The sequence below is a fragment of the Nonomuraea sp. NPDC049028 genome (assembly GCF_043197735.1).
In the GTDB taxonomy this organism is placed as follows: Bacteria; Actinomycetota; Actinomycetes; order Streptosporangiales; family Streptosporangiaceae; genus Nonomuraea.
The window spans coordinates 535,547-558,584 of sequence record NZ_JBICTR010000006.1 but is presented as its reverse complement, the minus strand read 5'-3'; the positions used below and the strand labels follow the sequence as shown (position 1 = coordinate 558,584).

The following is a 23,038-nucleotide window of genomic DNA, read 5'->3' as shown; positions in this document are numbered from 1 at the left end:
CGGACTAGCCGGCGATGTTGCCGGTGCGGTACTCGAGCGCCTTGGTCGGGTACTTGTTGTCGGCGCCGTATTCGTAGATGCCGATCGTGGCGACCGCCGGGTCACCGGCCTCGTTGAACTCGACCGGACCGCTCACGCCGTCGTAGTCGATGTCCTTGCCGGCCTTGAGCAGGTCGACGCACGACTTGAAGTTGTTGCACTTCTCGCCGCCCTTGCTGACCTCGGCCAGCTTGGCGCCGATGTCGACACCCGCGTCGCTCTTGGCGGCCTCGGCGGCCAGCGCGATCAGGTTCATGGCGTCGTAGGACTCAGGCGCGTAGCTGAAGTCCTCCAGCTTGGGGTTGACCGCCATGAGCTTGGCCTTGAAGTCATCCGGAGCGGCGGCACCGGGGATCGTGCCCTTGACGCCCTTGAGCGTGTTCTTGGGCATCTTGGCGTAGTTGGTGTTGGAGGTGTTGCCGTCCACCATGTACCACTTGTGCTTGCTGGCCGGCAGACCCTGCTTGACCAGCTCCTGGATGACCTTGGCGGTCTCCTCGAAGCCGATCAGCACGATGGCCTTCGGGTTCTTCGCCTTGATCTTCGCGACGTCGGCGGAGAAGTCGGCGGCCTTCGGGTCGTAGTCCACGCGCTCGACGACCTCGGCGCCACCGTCGCCGACGGTCTTGGCCACCTGGTCGGCCAGGCCGGTGCCGTAGGAGTCCTGCATGGCCAGGATGCCGACCGTGTCGCTGCCGTCGGCGATGATCAGGTCGCCCAGCACACGGCCCTGCAGCTTGTCCGGCGGAGCCGTACGGAAGTACAGGCCGTTGTCCTTGATCGTGGTGAACTTGTCAGAGGTGTTGGCGGGCGAGAAGTGAACCACGCCGGCACCCGTGATCTTGTCGATCACCGACTCCGACACCGAGGAGGACGCGGCGCCGATGATGGCGTCGGCCTTCTGCGTGATCAGCTTGTCCACCGACTGCGAAGCGATGTTCGTGGTGGTGTCACCGGAGTCGGTGTCATATTTGGTCACCGGCTTGCCAAGTACGCCACCGGCTTCGTTGATCTCCTTGATCGCGGCGTCCACACCGGCGAACTCGGGCGGGCCGAGGAAGGCAAGCGAACCGGTCTGCGGCAGCAGCGTGCCAACAGTCAAGGTCCCGTCGCCCTTGGCAGCCGGGGCAGCCGCACTGGATGGCGCGGCCGAGGACGAGGCCGGCGCAGCGGTGTTACCGCCACCACCGCAGGCTGTCAGGGCCAGGCTCGTGGCAGCCACGACAGCCAGCGCCCGTCCCGCGGGAGCAATGCGGATCATGAAGTGTCTCCTTCATCTCCAGGCCGGGTGAGGTCAGCACCGCCGACGTTCCCGAATCGAATGACGGAAAGCTATAGAACGTAAGGCCAGTTCAACAGATGAAAGGGAGAACTGTCGGTACTTGGATGCGGAGTCGTAATCACTCCTCAACTTACGGGAGCCTGAGGATCACGCCTAATGTTCGACTGGTGAAGCGCACAGCGGCCTTCCTCGCCATGGCGATCCTGCCCATTGCTCTTCTGGCGGGCTGTGGTGCCCCTGAGGCGCCCGCCGCGCCCCCTGCCGACCCTCCCAAAGGGGTGTCGGTCTCGCTGGCCCAGTGGCGCTCTGACGAGCCTGTACACGCCATCGAAGTGGCCGTGACCAATGCGACGGACACACCGGTCTATTTCTCCGACGTTCAGCTTGTCACACCGTCGTTCAAGACACTGCCTCCCGAACGCGCCGACGCGCTACTGAAGCGGACGCCTCGCACAGACCTGCGCATCCCGTACGGCGCGGCCAACTGCTCGCCCAAGGGCCTGCCGTCGCTGCAGCCGGCCACGGTCGTGGCCCACCTGCGCACCGGGTCCGAGCCGCTGCGCAGGGTGGTCTTCAAGGTGCCGCACCCGGACCCGCTGCTGACCCGGCTGCTGCGCGACGAGTGCTCCGCGTTCCTGATCACGGAGGCGGCCGACATCGAGTTCGGCGACGACTGGACGCAGGTCGGCAAGGTGATGCGCGGCAGTCTCGTCCTGACCCGCCGCAGCACCGGCGTGGTGGCCGTCCAGGACGTGGGCGGCACCACCCACTACATCGCCACCCCCGTCGAGAAGAGCAGGCCGCTGGCGACCCTGGACGCCGGGGCGCAGCGGGCGCGACTCGCCCTCGAGCTCACCCCCGGCCGCTGCGACCCGCACGCGTTCGCCGAGGGCAAGAAGGCGTTCCTGTTCCCCGTGCGGGCCACCATCGACGGCGGCGAGGAACGCGTGGTCATCGTGGTACCGCCCAAACCGCTCCAGGAACGGCTGACCGCCTACGCCCTCAAGACGTGCGGGCTGGGCGGCTGAGTCTCAGCCCGCGATCTTGCCGGTGCGGTATTCCAGCGCCTTCGTGGCGTCGTACTCGTTGTTCTCGCCGTACTGGTAGACGCCGATCGTCGCGACCGACGGGTCACCGGCGGCGTTGAACTCGACCGGGCCGCTCACGCCGTCGTAGTCGATGTCCTTGCCGGTCTTGAGCAGTTCGTCGCAGGACTTGAAGGTCTTGCACTTCTCGCCGCCCTCGCTCACCTCGGGCAGCTTGGCGGCGATCGACCGGCCGCTGTCGTCCTTGGCCGCCTCGGCGGCCAGCGCGATGAGGATCGTGGCGTCGTACGACTCCGCGGCGTAGGTGTAGCTGGTCAGCTTGGGATTGATCGCCAGCAGTTTCTTCCGGAAGTCGGTGGGCGCCGCGGCGCCGGGGATGGTGCCCTTGACGCCCGCCAGCGTGCCCTTGGGCATCTTCAGGTAGTTGCTGTTGGACATGTTGCCGTCGACCATGTACCACTTGACCTTGTCGGCCGTCAGGCCCTGCTTGACCAGCTCCGCCACCACCTTGGCGCTCTCCTCGAAGCCGATCAGCACGACCGCCTTCGGGTTCGCCGCCTTGATCTTGGCCACGTCGGCGGAGAAGTCGGCGGCCTTCGGGTCGTAGTCCACCCGCTGCACCACCGAGGCCCCGGCGTCCTGCGCGGTCTTCGTGACCTGGTCGGCCAGGCCCGAGCCGTAGGAGTCCTGCATGGCCAGGATGCCGATCGTGTCGTTGCCGTCGGCCACGATCAGATCGCCCAGTACCCGGCCCTGCAGCTTGTCCGGCGGCGCCGTACGGAAGTACAGGCCGTTGTCCTTGATCGTGGTGAACTTGTCGGAGGTGTTGGCCGGCGAGAACTGGACCACCCCGGCACCCGTGATCTTGTCGATCACCGACTCCGACACCGAGCTCGACGCGGCGCCGATGATGGCGTCGGCCTTCTGCGCGAGCAGCTTGTCCACCGACTGCGAGGCGATGTTCGTCGTTGTGTCGCCCGAGTCCGTATCGATCTTGACAACCGGCTTGCCGAGCACCCCGCCCGCGTCGTTGATCTCCTTCACGGCGGCGTCGACCCCCGCGAACTCGGGCGGCCCGAGGAAGGCCAGCGACCCCGTCTGCGGCAGCAGGGTGCCGATCGTCAACGTGCCGTCGCCCTTGGCCTCGGCTGCGGCCGAGGTCGGAGCGGCCGACGTCGCGCCCTTGGCTCCCGTGTCACCGCCACCGCCACAGGCCGTCAATGCCAGGCTCGAGACCGCCGCGGCCGCCAGCAGGCGTTTGCGCATCATGTGACTCCCCCTCTGTGTCAGCGAAGGGAACGATCTACCTCGCCGCGTTTCCCAAGCTCAGCATGCACGCCTGGGGAGGAGGCGTGGAGTTCTGACAGCCTTTTTATACCCATTTGTAATGTCTTAGTCAGTGGAGATGGTCCGTGATCCTCGATTCGGGGCCGTCCGCTGCGGAGGGCGTTCGTAATGTCTCTGTCAGTCGCCGCGGGACCGTCGTTGCGGGAGGCGTTCGCGACGTCCCCGTCAGTCGCGGACGGCCCCGATCCAAGGATCGGGGCCGTCGTCGCTGCGGGAGGCTTCAGCCGGAGATGTCGCCCTTGCGATATTCGAGCGCCTTGGCGGCGTTGTACTTGTTGTCGGCGCCGTACTGGTAGACCCCGATCGTCGCGACGGATGGATCGCCCGCGTCGTTGAAGTCGACCGGCCCGCTCACGCCGTCGTAGTCGATGTCCTTGCCCGCCTTGAGCAGCTCGTCGCAGGACTTGAAGTCCTTGCACTTCTCGCCGCCCTTGCTGACGTCCACGAGCTTGGCCGCGATGGCCGCGCCCGTGTCGCCCTTGGCCGCCTCGGCGGCCAGCGCGATGAGGTTCGCCGCATCGTACGACTCCGCGGCGTAGGTGTAGTTGGTCAGCTTCGGATCGGTGGTCAGGAGCCGCTTCTGGAACGCCTCGGGCGCCGCCGCGCCGGGAATGGTGCCCTTGACGCCCGCCAGCGTGCCCTTTGGCATCTTCAGGTAGTTGGTGTTCGACATGTTGCCGTCGACCATGTACCACTTGTGCTTGTCGGCCGTGAGGCCCTGTTTGACCAGCTCCGCGACGACCTTGGCGCTCTCCTCGAAGCCGATGAGCACGATGCCCTTCGGGTTCGCCGCCTTGATCTTCGCCACGTCGGCGGAGAAGTCGGCGGCTTTCGGGTCGTAGTCCACCCGCTCGACCACCTTGGCGCCCCCCGCCTCGGCGATCTGCGCGACCTGGTCGGCCAGGCCGGTGCCGTAGGCGTCCTGCATGGCCAGGATGCCGACCGTGTCGTTTCCGTCGGACACGATCAGATCGCCCAGCACCCGGCCCTGCAGCTTGTCCGGCGGCGCCGTACGGAAGTAGAACCCGTTGTCCTTGATCGTGGTGAACTCGTCGGAGGTGTTGGCCGGCGAGAACTGCACCACGCCCGCCCGAGTGATCTTGTCGATGATCATCTTCGACACCCCACTCGCCGCGGCGCCGATGATGGCGTCCGCCTTCTGCGCGAGCAGTTTGTCCACCGCCTGCGAGGCGATGTTCGTGGTGGTGTCGCCCGAGTCCGTGTGGATCTTCTTCACGGGCTTGCCGAGCACCCCGCCGGCGTCGTTGATCTCCTTGACGGCCAGGTCGACGCCGGCGTACTCGGGCGGGCCGAGATAGGCCAGCGAACCCGTCTGCGGCAGCACCGAGCCGATGGTCAAGGTGCCGTCGCCCTTGGCCCCACTCCCTGTCGCCTGCGCGGTGGCCGTGCCCGAGGAGGTCGGCGCGGTGGTGGTGCCCCCAGTGGTGGTGCCCCCGGTGGAACAGGCCGCCAGTGCCATGGCCGCTGCGGTGCCGACGGCCATGGCCCGGGAAATGCGGATCATCGAAGCGTCTCCGTCCAGGTGAGCGGATCTTCTGTCCGCCCATCAGCATGCGACCGGGACGCCTCAGGCGAAGGAAACCGAGGCCGGTTGGATGCCCACTCGTAATCGCGCCACAACCCGAGGGGACAAATCCGGTGATATACGGCCCCTCAGGCGCGCTCCGCCGTGTCATCTATAACGATCTGGGCAACCTCGCGCATGCTCAGCCGGCGATCCATCGACGCCTTCTGGATCCACCGGAACGCCTGCGGCTCGCTCCAGCCGTGCGCGGACATCAGCTGCCCCTTCGCCCGCTCCACCAGCTTCCTGGTCTCCAGCCTGTCGGACAGGCTCGACACCTCGGCGGCCAGCGCCACCATCTCCTCGTGCCTGCTGACCGCCATCTCGATCGCGGGCACCAGGTCGGCCTTGGTGAACGGCTTGACCAGATAGGCCATGGCCCCCGCGTCCCTGGCCCGCTCGACCAGGTCACGCTGGGAGAAGGCGGTCAAGATGAGGCACGGAGCGATCCGCTCCGCCACGATCCGCTCGGCCGCCGAGATGCCGTCGAGGACGGGCATCTTGACGTCGAGAATCACCAGGTCCGGCCTCAGCTCGGTGGCCAGCTGGATCGCCCGCTCGCCGTCACCGGCCTCGCCCGCGACGATGTAACCGTCTTCCTCGAGCATCTCCTTGAGATCGAGGCGGATCAGGGCCTCGTCTTCCGCGATCACCACTCGCCGCTGCGTACTCACGAGCAAGAGAGTACCGATGTCCGCTAGATTAGAGCGACGCCGGTGGTGGGTGGCTGCGAGTTTCGGCTACCCTTTCGCCGTGCGATAAGGACGGATCCGGATATTTCCGGATCCTCGCCTCGGTATCCCAATTGGCAGAGGAAGCGGATTCAAAACCCGCACAGTGTGGGTTCGAGTCCCACCCGGGGCACTTCGATCAGTCGCCCGGCCACTTCGGCCGGGCGCTGTTCCTTGTCTGGGCACCGTTTCCAGGACGGGTGCAATCTCCGGGACAGGTGCTGTCGCCGGAACAGGCGCCTGCTTTCGGGACGGGCACTGTCGCCGGGACAGGCGCTGTTTCGGGACGGGCCGTGGGGCCTCGTGTTCGAGTCCTCAGGACCGCGAGGACGTTGCCGCGAGGGCTGGGTCGGCCAGGGAGAGCCGAGCGACGAGCCGTTCCCCATGCCGGAGGCGTCCGCCGTGATGACCTTCGACGGGGCGCGGTCCTGACCTCGGCCGACATTTCAGACGCGCGGCCACCAACCCCGACGATGCGCTTTGGCATGCCCACCAGGCTGGCGGCGCACTTTGGTGTGCCCACCAGGCTGGCGGTGCGCTTCAGCCCGCCGACCAGCCTGACGAGCCGTCTTGGCCACCGGCCAACTCGACGAGCCGATTCAGCTCGCCGACCAGCCCGGCGAGCGGCCGAGTAGCGCCACCACCCGGTCCAGAGCCGGGGCGTCGTCCGCCACCGGCACCCCCGCCACGAACGCCCTGCCCTGCCCACGCGTCTCCGGTGTGTCGGGCACCTTGGCCGCCACCGGCAGCGCGGCCTCGGCCAGATCCTCGTCCACGTTCGCGGGGACGCCCAGCGCCTTGGCGAAATCCCAGTCGTGGACCACGCAGTCGACGAAGTGAAACCCGATCGCCATGTGCGCGGGGAAGGGACCTCCGTCGCGGATCTCCGGCAGATAGAACCCCCGATCAAGTACGCCGTCAGCGGCGAAGGCGTCCATCACCGCCCGCGCCGACGCCGCGTACTCCTCCACCGGGTCGTCACCCACCGGACTCGGCTCCCACCTCGCCAGATCGGACCGCGCACCGGAGGCGGCGAAGGCGAAGCCGTGGTTCTGCACGATCTGGTGGGCGAGCAGGTCGCGCACCGCCCAGCCGGCGCACGGGGTCGGCCGGTCCAGGTCGCCCGGCTTGATGGTCGCCACCAGGTCGACGGTCGCCTGCACAGACCGGCGGTTGAGCTCAATGATGTCTACCAAGGCACTGTCCCGTCATCGTCGAAGAATCCGCCCGTCGGCCCGTCGGGGCCGAGGGTGGCCAATCTGACGATAACGGCCGCTCCGTCGGCCGCTGTGCGGGTGATGGGCAGCCCGAGGTCCTTGGTGAAGTCCGTGGCACAGGCTCCGGGCGCTGCGGCGTTGACCAAGATGCCGTCTGCACGCAGCTCCTTGGCGTACTGGATCGTCAACGCGTTGAGCGCCGTCTTGGACGGCGGATACACCGCCGACGCCGGAATTCCCGACATGTAGTGATCCGAGGTCGTGTGATGGCTCAAGGAGCCCACGCCGCTGGAGACGTTCACGATGCGGGCGGCGGGCGCGCGCCTGAGCAGGGGCAGGAACGCGTTCGTCACCATGAGCACGCCGACGACGTTCGTCTCGAACACCTGGCGCACCAGCTCGGGCCGGGTGGTGCTGGGTGCCTCGCCTGCGTGGTGGCCGGAGATGCCGGCGTTGTTCACGAGTACGTCCAGACGGCCATAGCGGTCGGCGACGTGGGCGGCGGCTGCCTGGATAGTGGCGGCGTCGGTGACGTCGAGCACGATCGGATGGATGTCGACGCCAACGGCCCTGTCCACTCCGCCGAACCCTGATCTGTCCGCTTCCCCGGATCCTGGCCCTTCCGCTCCCCCGGGGTCTAGCTGATCCATGGTGGCGAAGTCTGGCCGATCCATGGTGGCGGAGTCTGGCGTGGCCATGTCTGTGGCGGTCGCGCGGAGCTTGGCGGCTGCCGCCTCACCTCGGCGTGCGTCGCGGGCAGCCAGCAGCACCGTCATGCCCCTGGCGGCCAACTGGGCGGCGACCTCGAAACCTATGCCCTTGTTCGCCCCGGTCACCAGGGCGATCTTCGATGTGGTCATTCCCCGAGCACACCACCGTCGATCGTGGACCGGCCAACACCAGCTGGGTCAGGATCGATACCCTGCGGGTATGGAGACGCGTGAGCTTGTCTACTTCGCCGCCGTCGCCGATGAGCTGCACTTCGGCCGAGCGGCCGCGCGGCTGGGGATCGCGCAGCCGCCGCTGTCGAGGGCGATCCAGAAGCTCGAACGGCGGCTCGGGGTGACCCTCTTCGACCGCTCGGGCCGCAGGGTGGCGCTCACCCCGGCGGGCGAGGTACTGGCCAGGGAGGCCGCCAAGGCCCTGGACGCGGTGGCGGCGGCCGAACACCGTACTCGCAGGGCGGGGCGGACCGAGCCGCGGCTCGTGGTGGCCCTGAAGCCGGGCGGCGACGGCGCGCTGCTCCCGGACATTTTGGCCGCCTACCAGTCGTGCCCGGACGCCCTGCCGGTGGAGGTGGTGCTGTGCGGGGTGGCCGAGCGGGCCCGGTTGTTGCGTGACGGTACGGCGGACGTGGCGTTCCTGCACCACCCTTGGGAGGACATGACGGGGTTCGACACGGAGCCACTGCTGGTGGAGGGCGGTGTGGCTGTCCTACCTGCCCGGCACCCGTTGGCCGGACGGCCGTTCGTCCACCTCGCCGACCTGGACGCCGACCCGACCCCGCGCTGGCCCGATCCCCGCACTCCCAATCCTGGCGCCTCCGGACGGCATGCCTCCGGACGGCATGCCTCCGGGCCGCACGTCTCCGGGCCGCACGTCCCCGGGCCGCAGGTCTCTGGACGGCAGGTCGCGTCCAAGTCGCTGGGCGGGTCCGAGCCGCATGTCGCGGCCGGGCTGCGGGCGGGTGATGCCGCTCAGATCATGCAGTTGGTCGCCCTCGGCAGGCTGATCGCCGTCGTCCCCGAATCGGCCAAGGAGCAGGTACGGCGCGATCTGGTCTGCATACCGGTCGTGGACGCCGCCCCCACCACGGTCGTCCTGGCCTGGCCCGAGCAGACCCGCTCCCCCGCCCTGGCCGCCTTCGTCCGCACCGCCGCGGACATCGCGAACATCGGCGCGACTGCGGGTGTCGCAGCCGGGGACGTCGCCGGTATGGACGTGGCGGGTGTGGCCGGTGCCGGTGTGGCGGTGGGATTACTGCGGACGTCGCGGCCAGAGACGTAGCCGGTGCGGACGTGGCGGGTGTCGCAGGTGCACAGGTCGCGCCGTCGTGGCCGGAGAGTTGGCACGCTGGCCCGCGGCGGAGCCGGGTCGACGGGTGACCAGGTGATCGACCATAGGCTCGCGTGACCCGTGGAATGCCGTCCGGTGAACCGGCGAGGTGATGACACGGACGACTCCGGGCTCTGGGGTCGGACCGGATGACGATAGTTTGTGCCAGTGACAGCTATCGATCCCACCGTGACCGGCGCGTACGCCATCGGGCTCGCGACCATCGCCGCCGACGGCACCGTACTTGACACCTGGTTCCCCGCTCCTCAGCTGGGCGACCCGCCCGTTACGGGCACCGAGCGGCTCTCCGCCGAGGAGGCCGGCGAGCTGGCCTCGCTGGTGGGTCCCGACCCGGCCAGGGGCGTCGAGGTGGTGGCCGTGCGCACCGGCATCGCCAAGCTCTCCGAGCCGCCGGCGGACACCCACGACGCCTACCTCAGGCTGCACCTGCTCTCCAGCCGCCTGGTCCAGCCGCATGGGCTGAGTCTCGACAACCTGTTCTCCTTGCTGGCGAACGTCGTGTGGACCAACTTCGGGCCGTGTCCGGTGGAGGGGTTCGAGCAGACCCGGCTGCGGTTGCGGGCCCGGGGAGCGGTGTCGGTGTATGGGGTGGACAAGTTCCCGCGGATGGTCGACTACGTGCTGCCGGCGGGTGTCCGGATCGCCGACGCCGACCGAGTACGCCTCGGCGCGCACCTGGCCACCGGCACCACGGTGATGCACGAGGGCTTCGTGAACTTCAACGCGGGCACGCTGGGCGCCTCGATGGTCGAGGGCCGCATCTCGGCGGGCGTGATCGTCGGCGACGGCTCCGACGTGGGCGGCGGCTCCTCGATCATGGGTACGCTCTCGGGCGGCGGCAAGGAGGTCATCTCCGTCGGCGAACGCTGCCTGCTGGGCGCGAACGCGGGCATCGGCATCTCGCTGGGCGACGACTGCGTGGTGGAGGCGGGCCTCTACGTCACGGCCGGCACCAAGGTCGCCCTCCCGGACGGCCGCGTCGTCAAGGCCAAGTCACTGTCCGGCACGAACGGCCTCCTGTTCCGCCGCAACTCCCAAACCGGCGCCGTGGAAGCCGCCCCTCGCGCCGGCGGTCCCGTCGAGCTCAACGCCTCGCTCCACGCCAACTGACTCTGCGAGATCCACAAGCTCAAGATCTGTTACGGCCGGCCAGCCCGGTGGGGCACCACAACCCGCCACACGTGGCCGGCACCTGGCCTCGTGATTCCACAAGGGGCCCCCGCGAGAGGTTCCCGCGAGGGGCCTCCACGAGAGGTTTCCGCAGGGAGCCTCCGCGAGGGATTTCCGTGAAGGGCCTCCGTGAGGGGTTGCCGTGAAGGGCACCCACGATGGGCCTCCGCGACGACGCCCGAGCCGCCCTCGTCGAGCTCACCGACCACACGCCCTTCCCGACTGCTCCCGCCATCGACATGCCCGGCTGGCTCGGCCGGCTCGGCTTCCGCGCCTGCCGCGCGCACAGCTGCTCCCCACGCGTCGCGGGCAGCCCGCATCCTGAACGAGGACTTGTGCCGGCGCGGGGCGACCTTCGCCACGTCTGTGACATATACGGCCTGACCATAAATGGAGCGCTTCGTCACCCCACCACCCTCCGCCATCCAGCCGTGGGTCGGCAGGAGTCGTGCAATCGGGATGTAAGAAACCCTTCCATCGGACCACATGCTTCTGAACGACGTGCTCCCGACCGAAGGAACCGGCTTGCCCAACCCACACGAGCGCTTCACCGTGCTCTACAACACCTACCAAGCGCGGGTGTACGGCTATGCGGCCAGCCGAGCCGGACACCAGCTCGCCGAGGAAGTGGTCAGCGAGACCTTCCTGGTCGCCTGGCGGCGTCTCGACGACATCCCGGAGCAAGCACAGCTGCAATGGCTCTTCCGCGTCGCCCGCAACATCCTGCGCGACAACTTCCGGCAGGCCGCTCGAAGGGAATCTCTGGAGGCCGAGCTGAGAACGTGGATCAAAGAGGCCGTCGCCGACGTGGGCGAACACGCCACCGAGCGGCTTGCCGTGCTCCGCGCGCTGGCCACCCTGTCCGACGACGACAAAGAGATCCTGACCCTGACCACCTGGCATGGGCTGGCCACCAGCGAAGCGGCCGAGGTGCTGGGCTGCAGCAAGGCGGCCTTCTTCGTCCGATTACATCGAGCGCGCCGCCGGCTGCAATCGGCGATCGACGCCACAGACACCATCACCAACCAAAAGCCGGTGATCGTTCCAGGGGGAGAACTCCGATGAGCCGCAAGCCCGACGTGATGCACCTCCTCACCATGGCGCGCCCGGCTTCGCTGGACCGCGGATCGCGCATCTCCACCGATGACATCCTGATCAAGGCGCCCATCGAGACACCAGGAGAGCCCAATCGCAGGCCGCCGCACCCGAGACGGCACCTCTTGACCGCCCTTCGACTCACCGCCGTCGCGACGGCCTTCGCGGTCGCAGCCGTCGTCCTTGTGCGGAACGCGGATGTCGAGCGCACGGCGCCTTCCCCAGAGCCCGCCCGTACCGTGCTGCTGGCCGCTGCGGAACGGGTCGAGGCCGAGAACCCGGCAACCGGCCGATACTGGCACACAACCGGCCAGAGCATGGCCGTTGGGGAAGGAGGCGAAGCGCCTGTCGGCATGGAACCCAAATTGGTCCGTTACCAAGTCACATGCACCCATGAGGTCTGGATAGCGAAGTCAGATCGGGATCCCAGCTGGCTCGTGGTCACCGCCCAATCGGGCAAGCCGCTCACCAAGACTGACGAGGAGACCTGGCGCCAGCAGGGCGCGTACAGAATCGGCGGTTGCGAAGGGGTCGGCGTTCCGAGTGTGGGCGGCACACTGCCCGCACCGCCGTTCGCCATGCGACTCGACGACAAGCGCGCTCCTGAAGTTTCCTATCCCCAGGCGGGAGCCACACACGTCACCACCAAGGAGGTCATGAACCTACCCACCGATGTGATGAAGCTCAGGAAAGTGCTTCAGGAGTGGGCTCGGAGAGGCGGCTATCCAGCCGACGAGGAGTCCCTGTACGCGCAGACCACCAGCCTGCTCTCCCAGCTTCCGACCACTCCCGCCCAACGGGCCGCGCTCTACCGCCTGCTGGCGGGCCTTTCGAGGGTGAAGAACATCGGGGCGACCACCGACCCGATCGGGCGCGCCGGGACGGGGATCGAGCTGTCAGGCAGCGGACGACAGATCATCATCGACGAAACCTCAGGTCGGCTGCTGGCCGCGCAAGAACGATCCACCGACCGAGCGGGGGCACTGACCTCATGGACCGCACTGACCGCGTCCGGCTGGACAGAAGCAAGACCAGCACTTCCCAGCACGATCCTGTTCAACGGTGGATGAGGATGAAGCCGGCGACCGGCTGAGTGCCGTGATGTGCGCGCCGTCCGGTCGGCCATGGCTTTCGTGTGGCGTGGCGCGCCCACACTCAGCCCGTCCCCACCCGCCAGCCGTGACCCACACCCACCGGCCCCGCACTGCCCACGGAGACGACCAAGAATGCGCACGTCACGGCGGCGAGCCGGGGAAGCGGAGGAGCGTTCCCCTGGAGGGCCGTCAGCCGACCATCCAGGGTGGGTCCTCCCGTGCTTGCCGTAAAAAATTAGCCCTAAAAGGCTTTGCCATAAATCAGCTGTGGGAGACCGCCGAGCCGATGGTGTGGACGCGGAGGGCGTTGGTGGAGCCCGGCGTGCCGGGAGGGGAGCCGGCCACGATGACCACCTTGTCGCCCTTCTCCAGGCGGCCCAGCGTCAGCAGTGACGCCTCCACCTGGCGCACCATGTCGTCCGTGTGGTGGACGAACGGCACATGGAACGTCTCCACGCCCCACGTCAGCGACAGCTGCCCCCGCACGTGCGGGGCCGAGGTGAAGGCCAGCAGCGGGATCGGCGAGCGGTAGCGGGCCAGGCGGCGGGCCGTCTCGCCCGACATCGTGAACGCGATCAGCGCCTTCGCGCCGACGATCGCGCCAACCTCGGCGGCGGCGCGGGCGATGGCGCCGCCCGTCGTCTCCGGCAGGCGCTCCAGGGAGTGGGTGGCGTGCAGCGAGTGCTCCTCCGCCGCGCGTGCGATGCGGTCCATGGTGGAGACCGACTCGATGGGATAGTTGCCCACCGAGGTCTCGCCCGAGAGCATGACCGCGTCGGCGCCGTCCATGACCGCGTAGGCGACGTCGGACGCCTCGGCGCGGGTGGGGCGGGGCGCGCTCATCATCGAGTCGAGCATCTGGGTGGCGACGATGACCGGGCGGGCCTTCTCGCGGCAGAGCTCGATGATGCGCCGCTGGACGATCGGCACCTGCTCCAGGGGCAGCTCGACGCCGAGGTCGCCGCGGGCGACCATGATGCCGTCGAACGCCTCGACGATCTCGGGCAGGCGGTCGACCGCCTGCGGCTTCTCGATCTTGGCGAGCAGCGGGAGGCGGACGGCCTCCTGCTCCATGATGTTGCGCACCACGTCGGCGTCGGACGGGCGGCGGACGAAGGACAGGGCGATCATGTCGAAGCCGGTGCGCAGCGCCCAGCGCAGGTCGGCCTCGTCCTTGTCGGTGAGCGCGGGCGCGCTGACGTTGATGCCCGGCAGGTTGAGGCCCTTGTTGTCGGAGATCATGCCGCCGATGACGACGCGCGTGATGACGCGGTCGCCATCGACGCTGGTGGCCTCCAGGACGAGGCGGCCGTCGTCGACCAGGATGGTGTCACCGGGGCGTACGTCGCCCGGCAGGCCCTTGTAGGTCGTGGAGACCTGCTCGCGGTCTCCCGGCACGTCTTCGGTGGTGATCGTGAAGACGTCGCCGAAGCCGAGCCGGACCGGGCCTTCCTCGAACCTGCCGACACGGATCTTGGGGCCCTGCAGGTCGGCGAGCACGCCTACACCGCGGCCGAGGTCGGCCGCCACCTCTCTGACCCGGTCGTATACCTCACGGTGCATGTCATGGTCACCATGGCTGAGGTTGAACCTGGCCACGTCCATGCCGGCGGCGATCAGCTCGCGCAGGCGTTCAGGAGAGGACGTGGCGGGACCTAGAGTGCAGACTATTTTCGCGCGACGAGTCACGAGTCCTACCTTAATTGGTACAGACCACTTGGCTGTCATTGACGACGCAGAACGTACCCGGCGTAGGAGAACAACACGAGAATGGCGATCCCCAGACGGGCCAAGTTCGCGTATTCCTCGGGGTAGATTACGCCTTCGATGTAGTGGTCGATGAAGCCGGTGGGCGGGAGGCCCTGGAGTCCGGCGTTGCGGCGCCCCCAATCCTCCACCACCGTGAGCGGGCATTCGACGCCGGTGACCAGCGAGATCAGGCCCCAGGTCGTGACCGCGAGATGGACCCAGATCGTGCGCCGCCAGCGCCATGCGACATACCCGCCCACGGCCATGTAGGCCAGGAAGGCGAAGTGCACCACCATCGCGGTGTCCGCGATGAGGCGATACATCATGCTCTGACGGTAGCGCCATTCCAGGACATCATGGTGGCGTGGCGGTTGCGGCCTTCCGGGAGATCATCGTGCGACGGTCGCGGCCTTCCAGGCGTCGACGATGCCGCGGCCGTAGAAGCCGTTCTTGGATTTGCCGCCCTCGCAGGTCTGCTTGTCGCTCTCGTAGGTGTACGTACGCGGCGACGGGCACGCCTTGCGATCGGCGGTCTTGTACAGGAGCTTCTCGACGGTGGCTGGAGAGAGCGCCAGACCACCCTTGCCGGGCTTGCCGAAGCGGCTGATCAGGATCGCGGCGACGCCGGTCGCGTGCGGGGCCGCCATCGAGGTGCCGTCCAGATACTGGTAGTAGGAGCAAGGGCTGCTGCTGCAGTCACGGACGACCGCAGAGGTCTTCGGCTTGCCTGACTTGTCCAGCAGGCCGGTACGACGCAGCACAGCCTCGGGGGCGGCCGCCAGGATCGACCTGGTGGTCGAGGCGCCCTTGCCCTCCGTCACGTCGCCGCCGGGCGCGGACAGGTCTGCCTGCTCGATCCCGTAGTCGCTGTAGCTGGCCTTGCGGCCGGAGGGGCCCACCGCGGCGACTGAGATGACGCCCTTGGACTCGGCCGGCACGTTGATGCAGGAGTTGTCGACCTTGCGGGTCTTCTCGCTGCCGCGCGGGTAGCCGGGACTGGACGTGTCGACCTTGGGCCTGCCGAGGTCGGTGGAGCCGTTGCCGAGCGCGGAGATGAGCGTGACGCCCTTCTTGCGCGCGTAGTCGAGTGCCCGCTGCATGCCGGTGATGATCGCGCGCTGTTGCAGCTGCTGCTTCTTGCTGTCGGCCTTGTTGTGGGCGCAGTTGAACAGCCACGGGTCGACGTAGTAGCTCATGTTCACCACGTCCACGCCGATGTCGGCGGCGTAGGTGAGCGCGTCGAGGCTGGGCTTGAGGAAGAAGAACCCGGAGTCCTGCCCCGCCCTGATGTTGACGAGCTGCACGCCCGGCGCCACGCCCGCGATGCCGATGTGGTTCAGCGGCGAGCCGATCGTGCTGGCCACGTGGGTGCCGTGGCCCTCGTCGTCCTGGTCGACCGGGTCCTTGCAGCTGGGCACCTCGCAGGGGCCGTCGAGCGTGTCGCCGTTCTCGTCGTTCGGCTTGTCGGTGACGAAGTTGCGGCTGAGGGCGCGGTTGAAGTTCGGGGCGATGTCGGGGTGCTTGCCGTCGATGCCGGTGTCGATGACGCCGACGAGCACCTTCTTGCTGCCGGGCACCTTCTTGTTGGCGCGGTCGGCGCCGATCATCCTCATGTCCCACTGACGGGGAGCGAGGGGCTCGCCCGCCCTGGTCGTGAGAGCCGACGCGTCGGGGAACGCCCGCGGCTCCAGCGCACCCCGAGCACCGGATGCGAGCGTGCCCCCGGTCGTCGTGCTCAGGGCACCGGACGCGTCCGCCGTACTCGCGGCACCGGACGCGAGCGCGGCCGTCGAGCCTTGGGCGCGAGGGGTGAGCCCTGGCGCGAAGCCGATCTCGCGGTCGGTCGTGACGCCGACGACGGCCTGGTCCGCGCCGAGGGCGTCGACGAACGCGTCGCCGCCGCCCTTGGCCACGACGTAGCCGAGCTTGGTGTCGGTGCTGACGAGGCGGCCACCGGCGCGCTCGACGGCGGAGAGCGCCGCTCCCGCCCGGCCGTCGGCATAGAAGACGAGGTACTCCTGGTCCGGCCCCGCTTTGGGCGCCGCAGGGGTCGCGCAGGCCGCCAGCGAACCGGCCACAGCCAAGGCCATCAGGCCGGCGGCGAATCGCCTCATACTTCCCCCATCCACGGCGTCACACCAGAAACTGCATCTTCCCGACCCCAGTCCCGCGATGCAACTTTGTCGTAAAATTTCGGACTTTAGAGGGCAAAACGGGATCATGTGGCCAGCCCTGGTCAGGCAAAAGGGCGGCCCTGGTCAAGAGTACGCACGTCACGGCGGCCAGCCCGGGAACCGGAGGAGCGTTCCCCTGGATGGAGCCCAGCCCCGTGCAGAGGGTGGGGCTGGCCACTGCCGGCCGTAAAGAAAAACAAAGCGCCCGCCCGGGGGGACCGGGCGGGCGCCTCGAAACAGCAAGGCCGTCAGACGAGTGGACCGTCAGACGAGCAGACGGTCAGCGCGTCAAACCAGATCGCGGCCGTCGGACCAGCAGACACGTCACGGGCATCAAACCAGCGGACGAGCGGTGGGCAGGATCGGGTACGGCAGCGAGGTGTCGCCGGACAGGAACCGGTCCACGCCCGAGGCGGCCGCGCGGCCCTCGGCGATCGCCCAGACGATGAGCGACTGCCCGCGACCCATGTCGCCCGCCACGAAGACCCCGTCCACCTTGGACATGTACGACTTGTCGCGGGAGACGTTCCCACGCGCGTCGTAGAACCCGTCCCCACCGACGTCAGCGAGGTCCTGGAGCAGGGCACCCTTCTCCGGGCCGAGGAAGCCCATCGAGAGCGTGACCAGCTCGGCCGGGATCTCCCGCTCCGTGCCGGGGATCGGCTTGAAGCCGTTCTGCGGGCCCTCGACCTCGACCAGCCGCAACGCGCGGATGTTTCCGGCGTCGTCGCCGACGAACTCCGTCGTCGAGACCGCGTACACCCGCGCGCCCCCGCCCTCCGCGAGCTCCTCGTGCGCGCTCTCCATCTTGAACAGGATGGGGAACGTCGGCCACGGCTGGCTGCCGGGCCGCGCGGCGGGTGGCTGCGGCATGATCTCCAGCTGGGTGACCGACTTGGCCCCCTGCCTGATCGCCGTGCCGATGCAGTCGGCTCCGGTGTCGCCGCCGCCGATGACCACGACGTGCTTGTCCTTGGCCGAGATGGGGGGCTCGCTGAGGTCGCCCTCCTGCACCTTGTTCGACAGGGGCAGGTATTCCATCGCCTGGTGGACGCCACCGAGCTCGCGCCCGGTCACCGGCAGGTCGCGCCACAGGGTGGCACCGCCCGCCAGCACCACCGCGTCGAACTCCGCGCGCAGCTGGGCCGCCGTGACGTCGACGCCGACGTTCACGCCGGTGCGGAACTCGGTGCCCTCGGCCCGCATCTGGTCCAGACGCCGCTCGATGTGGCGCTTCTCCATCTTGAACTCGGGGATGCCGTAACGCAGCAGGCCGCCGATACGGTCCGCGCGCTCGAACACCACCACGTCGTGGCCCGCCCGGGTGAGCTGCTGGGCCGCGGCCAGCCCGGCGGGACCCGAGCCGACGACCGCGACCTTCTTGCCCGTCTTCACCGGCGGGGGCTGCGGGGTCACCCAGCCCTCGGCGAACGCGCGGTCGATGATCTCGACCTCGACCCGCTTGATCGCCACCGGGTCGGAGTTGATGCCGAGCACGCACGCCGCCTCGCACGGAGCCGGGCAGAGCCTGCCGGTGAACTCCGGGAAGTTGTTCGTGGCGTGCAGCCGCTCGATCGCCTCCCGCCAGTCGGTGCGGTGGACCAGGTCGTTCCACTCGGGGATGAGGTTCCCGAGCGGGCAGCCGTTGTGGCAGAACGGGATGCCGCAGTCCATGCAGCGTGATGCCTGCTTGATCAGCTTGTCCTGGGAGAAGTCCTGGTAGACCTCCCGCCAGTCGCCGATGCGGACGTCGATGGGGCGGCGCGCGGGCAGCTCCCGGTCGTGCGTGAGAAAACCCTTGGGGTCAGCCATCGGTTACGCCTCCCTTAACCCTTGACCGCGGCGGCCATGACCGCCTCGTCGATGTCCCTGCCTTCGATGCGAGCCGCCTCGGCCGCCTCCATGACCCGCTTGTAGTCGGTCGGCATGATCTTGCCGAACCGGGCGAGCGCCGCGTGCCAGTCGGCCAGCAGTTCCTTGGCGACCGGGGAGCCGGTCTCCGCGAAGTGCTTCTCGACCGTCTCGCGCAGGAACTCGCCGTCCTCCTCGGTGAGCTCCTCGATGGCGACCATCTCGCGGTTGACCCGCCCGAGATTGAGGTCGAGCAGGTAGGCGACGCCGCCGGACATGCCGGCCGCGAAGTTGCGCCCGGTCGGGCCGAGGACGACCGCCTTGCCGCCGGTCATGTACTCGCAGCCGTGGTCGCCGACGCCTTCGACGACCGCGGTGGCGCCGGAGTTGCGGACGCAGAAGCGCTCGCCGACGACGCCGCGGATGAACGCCTCCCCGGACGTGGCGCCGTAGAGGGCGACGTTGCCGGAGATGATGTGACCGTCGAGCGGGGCCTCCTCGTGCGGCCGCAGGGTGATGCGCCCGCCGGACAGGCCCTTGCCCAGGTAGTCGTTGGCGTCACCGGTCAGCCGCAGTGTGATGCCGCGCGGCAGGAACGCGCCGAACGAGTTGCCCGCCGAGCCGGTGAAACCGATGTCGATCGTGTTCTCCGGCAGGCCGGCGCCACCGTAACGCTTGGTGACCTGGTAGCCGAGCATGGTGCCGACGGTCCTGTTCACGTTGCGGATCGGCAGCTCCAGCGTGACCGGGGTGCCGTTGTTCAGGGCGCCCTCGGCCAGCTGGATCAGCGTGTTGTCGAGCGCGTGCTGCAGCCCGTGGTCCTGCTCGACCGTGCGGCGCAGCGGGGTCCCCGCGGGCAGCTCCGGCTGGTGCAGGATCGGCGACAGGTCGAGGCCGTTGGCCTTCCAGTGGTCCTCGGCGGCCGTCATGTCGAGCAGCTCGACGTGCCCGATCGCCTCTTCGAGCGAGCGGAAGCCCAGCTCGGCGAGGTATTCGCGGATCTCCTCGGCGATGAACTCGAAGAAGTTCACCACGAACTCGGGCTTGCCGGTGAAGCGCTTGCGCAGCTCGGGGTTCTGCGTGGCCACGCCCACCGGGCAGGTGTCGAGGTGGCAGACCCGCATCATCACGCAGCCGGACACGACCAGCGGAGCGGTGGCGAAGCCGTACTCCTCCGCGCCGAGCAGCGCGGCGATGACCACGTCGCGGCCGGTCTTGAGCTGGCCGTCCACCTGCACCACGATGCGGTCGCGCAGCCCGTTGAGCAGCAGTGTCTGCTGCGTCTCGGCCAGGCCGAGCTCCCACGGCGCGCCCGCGTGCTTGAGCGAGGTGAGCGGCGAGGCGCCGGTGCCGCCGTCGTGCCCGGAGATGAGCACCACGTCGGCGTGCGCCTTGGACACGCCCGCCGCGACCGTGCCGACCCCGACCTCGGCCACGAGCTTGACGTGCACGCGCGACTCGGGGTTGGAGTTCTTCAGGTCGTGGATGAGCTGGGCGAGGTCCTCGATCGAGTAGATGTCGTGGTGCGGCGGCGGCGAGATGAGGCCGACGCCGGGCGTGGAGTGCCGGGTCTTGGCGATCCACGGGTAGACCTTGTGGCCGGGCAGCTGGCCGCCCTCACCGGGCTTGGCGCCCTGGGCCATCTTGATCTGCAGGTCCGCCGCGTTGACCAGGTATTCGCTCGTCACGCCGAACCGGCCCGACGCCACCTGCTTGATGGCGCTGCGCCGCGTCGCGTCGTACAGGCGCTCCGGGTCCTCGCCGCCCTCGCCGGTGTTGGACTTGCCGCCCAGCTGGTTCATCGCGATGGCGAGCGTCTCGTGCGCCTCCATCGAGATCGAGCCGTACGACATCGCGCCGGTGGAGAACCGCTTGACGATCTCGGAAACCGGCTCGACCTCGTCGATCGGGACCGGGGTCCGGCCCTCCTTCAGCTTGAACAGCCCGCGCAGCGTCATGAGCCGCTCGGCCTGGGAGTCCACCATGCCGGTGTACTCCTTGAAGATCTCGTAGCGGCGCGTGCGGGTGGCATGCTGCAGCTTGAAGACCGTCTCGGGGTTGAACAGGTGCGGCTCGCCCTCGCGCCGCCACTGATATTCGCCGCCGATCTGGAGCCCGCGGTGCGCGTTCGCCACCCTCGGGTAGGCGTGCGCGTGCCTGCGGGCGGCCTCTTCGGCCAGCACGTCGAAGCCGACGCCGCCGAGCCGCGAGGTGGTGCCGGTGAAGCAGGCGTCGATGACCTCCTGGCTCAGGCCGAGCGCCTCGAAGATCTGCGCGCCGGTGTAGGAGGCCACGGTGGAGACGCCCATCTTCGACATCACCTTGATGACGCCCTTGCCGTAGGCCTTGATCAGGTTCCGTACGGCCTTGTGCTTGTCGATCTGGAGCGCACCGGTGTCGACCAGGTCCTCGACGGTCTCGATGGCCAGGTACGGGTTGACCGCGCCCGCGCCGTAGCCGATGAGCAGCGCCATGTGGTGGCACTCCCGCGCCTCACCGGTCTCGACGACGAGACCGATCTTGGTGCGGGTCTTCTCCTGGATCAGGTGGTGGTGGACCGCCCCGGTCAGCAGCAGCGCCGGGATCGGCGCCAGCGTGTCGGACGAGCCGCGGTCCGACAGCACGATGATGCGCGCGCCGTTGGCGATCGCCTGCGACGCCTCGGCGCGGATCTCCTCCAGGCGGTGCAGCAGCGCCGCGCCACCGCCCGACACCTCATAGAGGCCGGAGATCACGTGCGGGTGGAAGCCGGGCAGGTCGTGCTCGTCGTTGATATGGATGATCTTGGCGATCTCATCGTTGTCGATCACCGGGTACGGCAGGACCAGCTGACGGCAGGAGGAGGGCCCGGGGTCGAGCAGGTTGCCCTCCGGCCCGAGCACGCTGGCCAGCGAGGTCACCAGCTCCTCGCGGATGGCGTCCAGCGGCGGGTTCGTGACCTGCGCGAACAGCTGGGTGAAGTAGTCGAACAGCAGCCTGGGCTTCTCGCTGAGCACCGCGACAGGCGTGTCGGTGCCCATGGAGCCGATCGGCTCGGCGCCGGTCCTGGCCATCGGCGACAGGATGATCCGCAGCTCTTCCCCGGTGTAACCGAAGGTCTGCTGCCGCTTGACGAGCGCCTCGTGCGTGGGGATCTCCCGCTGCCGGGCCGGCAGCTCCTCGAAGCGGACCAGGCCGGCGTGCAGCCAGTCCTCGTACGGCAGCGCGGCCGCGAGCTCGGCCTTGATCTCGTCGTCCTCGATGATCTTGCCACGGGCGGTGTCGATGAGGAACATCCGGCCGGGCTGCAGGCGGCCCTTGCGCACCACGTCTTCGGGCTTGAAGTCGAGCACGCCCGCCTCGGAGGCCAGCACGACCAGCCCGTCGGCGGTCACCCAGAATCGGCCCGGGCGCAGGCCGTTGCGGTCGAGCACGGCTCCGGCCAGCGTGCCGTCGGTGAAGGTGATCGACGCGGGGCCGTCCCACGCCTCCATCATCGAGGAGTGGAACTCGTAGAAGGCCCGCCGCGCGGGGTCCATCTCGGTGTGGTTCTCCCACGCCTCGGGGATCATCATCAGGACGGCGTGGGGCAGGCTCCGGCCGCCGATGTGGAGCAGCTCCAGAGCCTCGTCGAAGGATGCGGTGTCGCTGCCGTCTGGATCGCAGATCGGGAAAAGTCGCGACATGTCGCCCGGGATCTGGGCGGATTCGAGCATCGCCTCGCGGGCCCGCATCCAGTTGCGGTTGCCCTTGACCGTGTTGATCTCGCCGTTGTGGGCGATGTAACGGTAGGGGTGGGCCAGCGGCCAGCTCGGGAAGGTGTTGGTGGAGAAGCGCGAGTGCACCAGCGCGATCGCGGTCTCGTAGCGCTCGTCCGACAGGTCGGGGAAGAACGGCTCGACCTGGTCGGGGGTGAGCATGCCCTTGTACACGATCGTACGGGCGCTCAGCGAGGGGAAGTAGACGTCCACCTCGTGCTCGGCCCGCTTGCGCAGGCAGAACGCCAGCCGGTCCAGCGCCAGCCCCGACTCTCCGTTGGGGCTCGCCACGAACAGCTGCGTGAAGTGCGGCATGACGGCTCTGGCGCTCGGTCCGGGCAGCGCCCGGTCGACCGGCACCTCGCGCCAGCCCAGGACGTTCAGGCCTTCCTCGGCGGCGATCTCCTCGATCATGCGGAAGGCGATGTCGCGCGCCTCACCGTCGAACGGCAGGAAGGCCATGCCGACGGCGTAGTGGCCGGGCTCGGGCAGCGCGAAACTCACGTTCGTACGGAAGAAAGTGTCCGGGATCTGGGTGAGGATCCCGGCTCCGTCGCCTGTGTCAGGCTCGCTACCCTTGGCCCCCCGGTGATCGAGATTGCACAGCGCCGTCAGCGCCTTCACCACGATCCCGTGCCCGCGGCGCCCGGCGACGTCGGCCACCATGGCGACTCCGCAGGCATCATGCTCGTTGGCGGGGTGGTAGAGGCCCTGGGGCTCGGGGAACCCGAGGTGGGCAGCAGGCATTGAATCCCTCCCGTCGTCATCGTCTGTCAAGAACTGCTCTACAGGCGGGGACGACGTTGGCCCTGCTGCGTGTGCGTAGAGGTTACAACACCCTGCCG

The 23,038-nt window shown here is 68.6% G+C and carries 16 protein-coding genes and 1 tRNA gene; 6 read left to right on the top strand and 11 right to left on the bottom strand.

Annotated features, from left to right (window positions below):
* Positions 1-4 precede the first annotated feature (4 nt).
* Positions 5-1,300 (bottom strand): ABC transporter substrate-binding protein, encoded by a 1,296-nt coding sequence (locus tag ACGFJ2_RS25930; RefSeq protein ID WP_393472283.1) that lies wholly within the window; start codon positions 1,298-1,300, stop codon positions 5-7.
* A gap of 188 nt (positions 1,301-1,488) precedes the next feature.
* On the opposite strand from ACGFJ2_RS25930, the gene ACGFJ2_RS25925 reads away from it, so the two are divergent.
* Positions 1,489-2,349, top strand: a complete 861-nt coding sequence (locus ACGFJ2_RS25925) for a hypothetical protein (RefSeq protein WP_393472280.1) — start codon at positions 1,489-1,491, stop codon at positions 2,347-2,349.
* A 3-nt stretch (positions 2,350-2,352) separates the two neighbouring features.
* On the opposite strand, the gene ACGFJ2_RS25920 is transcribed toward ACGFJ2_RS25925, so the two are convergent.
* From ACGFJ2_RS25920 to ACGFJ2_RS25910, 3 genes are all read right to left on the bottom strand, one after another.
* Complete coding sequence (locus ACGFJ2_RS25920) at positions 2,353-3,636, bottom strand: ABC transporter substrate-binding protein (RefSeq protein WP_357945572.1); 1,284 nt, start codon at positions 3,634-3,636, stop codon at positions 2,353-2,355.
* Between the two features lie 298 nt (positions 3,637-3,934).
* Positions 3,935-5,239, bottom strand: a complete 1,305-nt coding sequence (locus ACGFJ2_RS25915; protein WP_393472276.1) for an ABC transporter substrate-binding protein — start codon at positions 5,237-5,239, stop codon at positions 3,935-3,937.
* Positions 5,240-5,388: 149 nt separating this feature from the next.
* Positions 5,389-5,973, bottom strand: coding sequence for a response regulator (locus tag ACGFJ2_RS25910; RefSeq protein WP_357945566.1), 585 nt, complete (start codon positions 5,971-5,973; stop codon positions 5,389-5,391).
* A 116-nt stretch (positions 5,974-6,089) separates the two neighbouring features.
* On the opposite strand from ACGFJ2_RS25910, the gene ACGFJ2_RS25905 reads away from it, so the two are divergent.
* Positions 6,090-6,163 (top strand) — tRNA-Leu (locus ACGFJ2_RS25905).
* A 466-nt stretch (positions 6,164-6,629) separates the two neighbouring features.
* Here the strand turns inward: ACGFJ2_RS25905 and ACGFJ2_RS25900 are convergent.
* On the bottom strand, positions 6,630-7,226 hold the full coding sequence (locus tag ACGFJ2_RS25900; protein WP_393472273.1) for a TIGR03086 family metal-binding protein: 597 nt from the start codon (positions 7,224-7,226) through the stop codon (positions 6,630-6,632).
* A complete protein-coding gene (locus tag ACGFJ2_RS25895; protein ID WP_358180987.1) occupies positions 7,220-8,107 on the bottom strand; it encodes an SDR family NAD(P)-dependent oxidoreductase in 888 nt (295 codons plus the stop codon). The genes ACGFJ2_RS25900 and ACGFJ2_RS25895 overlap by 7 nt, the downstream gene beginning before the upstream one ends.
* Positions 8,108-8,177: 70 nt before the next feature.
* Between ACGFJ2_RS25895 and ACGFJ2_RS25890 the strand changes: the two genes are divergently transcribed.
* The 4 genes from ACGFJ2_RS25890 to ACGFJ2_RS25875 all read left to right on the top strand — a co-directional run bounded on the left by ACGFJ2_RS25890 (position 8,178) and on the right by ACGFJ2_RS25875 (position 12,658).
* On the top strand, positions 8,178-9,254 hold the full coding sequence (locus ACGFJ2_RS25890; RefSeq protein ID WP_393472269.1) for a LysR family transcriptional regulator: 1,077 nt from the start codon (positions 8,178-8,180) through the stop codon (positions 9,252-9,254).
* 216 nt (positions 9,255-9,470) lie between these two features.
* Positions 9,471-10,433 carry a 2,3,4,5-tetrahydropyridine-2,6-dicarboxylate N-succinyltransferase gene (gene dapD, locus ACGFJ2_RS25885; protein WP_393472266.1) on the top strand — a complete coding sequence of 321 codons (963 nt, stop codon included), beginning with the start codon at positions 9,471-9,473 and terminating at the stop codon, positions 10,431-10,433.
* A 546-nt stretch (positions 10,434-10,979) separates the two neighbouring features.
* Positions 10,980-11,558, top strand: a complete 579-nt coding sequence (locus tag ACGFJ2_RS25880; RefSeq protein ID WP_393472262.1) for an RNA polymerase sigma factor — start codon at positions 10,980-10,982, stop codon at positions 11,556-11,558.
* Entirely contained in the window at positions 11,555-12,658 is a 1,104-nt protein-coding gene (locus ACGFJ2_RS25875) for a CU044_5270 family protein (RefSeq protein WP_393472259.1), read from the top strand. Before ACGFJ2_RS25880 ends, ACGFJ2_RS25875 begins: the two co-directional genes overlap by 4 nt.
* A 285-nt stretch (positions 12,659-12,943) precedes the next feature.
* Here ACGFJ2_RS25875 and pyk read toward each other — a convergent pair whose 3' ends face one another.
* The 5 genes from pyk to gltB all read right to left on the bottom strand — a co-directional run bounded on the left by pyk (position 12,944) and on the right by gltB (position 22,940).
* A complete protein-coding gene (gene pyk / locus ACGFJ2_RS25870) occupies positions 12,944-14,371 on the bottom strand; it encodes a pyruvate kinase (protein WP_357945547.1) in 1,428 nt (475 codons plus the stop codon).
* A gap of 35 nt (positions 14,372-14,406) precedes the next feature.
* A complete protein-coding gene (locus ACGFJ2_RS25865) occupies positions 14,407-14,757 on the bottom strand; it encodes a DUF2784 domain-containing protein (RefSeq protein WP_393472256.1) in 351 nt (116 codons plus the stop codon).
* Between the two features lie 63 nt (positions 14,758-14,820).
* Complete coding sequence (locus ACGFJ2_RS25860) at positions 14,821-16,545, bottom strand: S8 family serine peptidase (RefSeq protein WP_393472253.1); 1,725 nt, start codon at positions 16,543-16,545, stop codon at positions 14,821-14,823.
* A 393-nt stretch (positions 16,546-16,938) separates the two neighbouring features.
* Positions 16,939-18,417 carry a glutamate synthase subunit beta gene (locus ACGFJ2_RS25855; protein ID WP_357945540.1) on the bottom strand — a complete coding sequence of 493 codons (1,479 nt, stop codon included), beginning with the start codon at positions 18,415-18,417 and terminating at the stop codon, positions 16,939-16,941.
* Positions 18,418-18,431: 14 nt separating this feature from the next.
* Positions 18,432-22,940: a glutamate synthase large subunit gene (gene gltB / locus ACGFJ2_RS25850; protein ID WP_393472250.1), complete on the bottom strand. Its 4,509-nt coding sequence runs from the start codon at positions 22,938-22,940 to the stop codon at positions 18,432-18,434.
* Between the last annotated feature and the right edge of the window lie 98 nt (positions 22,941-23,038).

Coding starts and splice junctions, on each gene's coding strand:
- ACGFJ2_RS25930 (WP_393472283.1), bottom strand. CDS start 1,300: ATGATCCGCATTGCTCCCGCGGGACGGGCGCTGGCTGTCGTGGCTGCC.
- ACGFJ2_RS25875 (WP_393472259.1), top strand. CDS start 11,555: ATGAGCCGCAAGCCCGACGTGATGCACCTCCTCACCATGGCGCGCCCG.
- ACGFJ2_RS25915 (WP_393472276.1), bottom strand. CDS start 5,239: ATGATCCGCATTTCCCGGGCCATGGCCGTCGGCACCGCAGCGGCCATG.
- gltB (WP_393472250.1), bottom strand. CDS start 22,940: ATGCCTGCTGCCCACCTCGGGTTCCCCGAGCCCCAGGGCCTCTACCAC.
- ACGFJ2_RS25895 (WP_358180987.1), bottom strand. CDS start 8,107: ATGACCACATCGAAGATCGCCCTGGTGACCGGGGCGAACAAGGGCATA.
- ACGFJ2_RS25880 (WP_393472262.1), top strand. CDS start 10,980: ATGCTTCTGAACGACGTGCTCCCGACCGAAGGAACCGGCTTGCCCAAC.
- ACGFJ2_RS25855 (WP_357945540.1), bottom strand. CDS start 18,417: ATGGCTGACCCCAAGGGTTTTCTCACGCACGACCGGGAGCTGCCCGCG.
- ACGFJ2_RS25865 (WP_393472256.1), bottom strand. CDS start 14,757: ATGATGTATCGCCTCATCGCGGACACCGCGATGGTGGTGCACTTCGCC.
- ACGFJ2_RS25890 (WP_393472269.1), top strand. CDS start 8,178: ATGGAGACGCGTGAGCTTGTCTACTTCGCCGCCGTCGCCGATGAGCTG.
- ACGFJ2_RS25860 (WP_393472253.1), bottom strand. CDS start 16,545: ATGAGGCGATTCGCCGCCGGCCTGATGGCCTTGGCTGTGGCCGGTTCG.
- ACGFJ2_RS25920 (WP_357945572.1), bottom strand. CDS start 3,636: ATGATGCGCAAACGCCTGCTGGCGGCCGCGGCGGTCTCGAGCCTGGCA.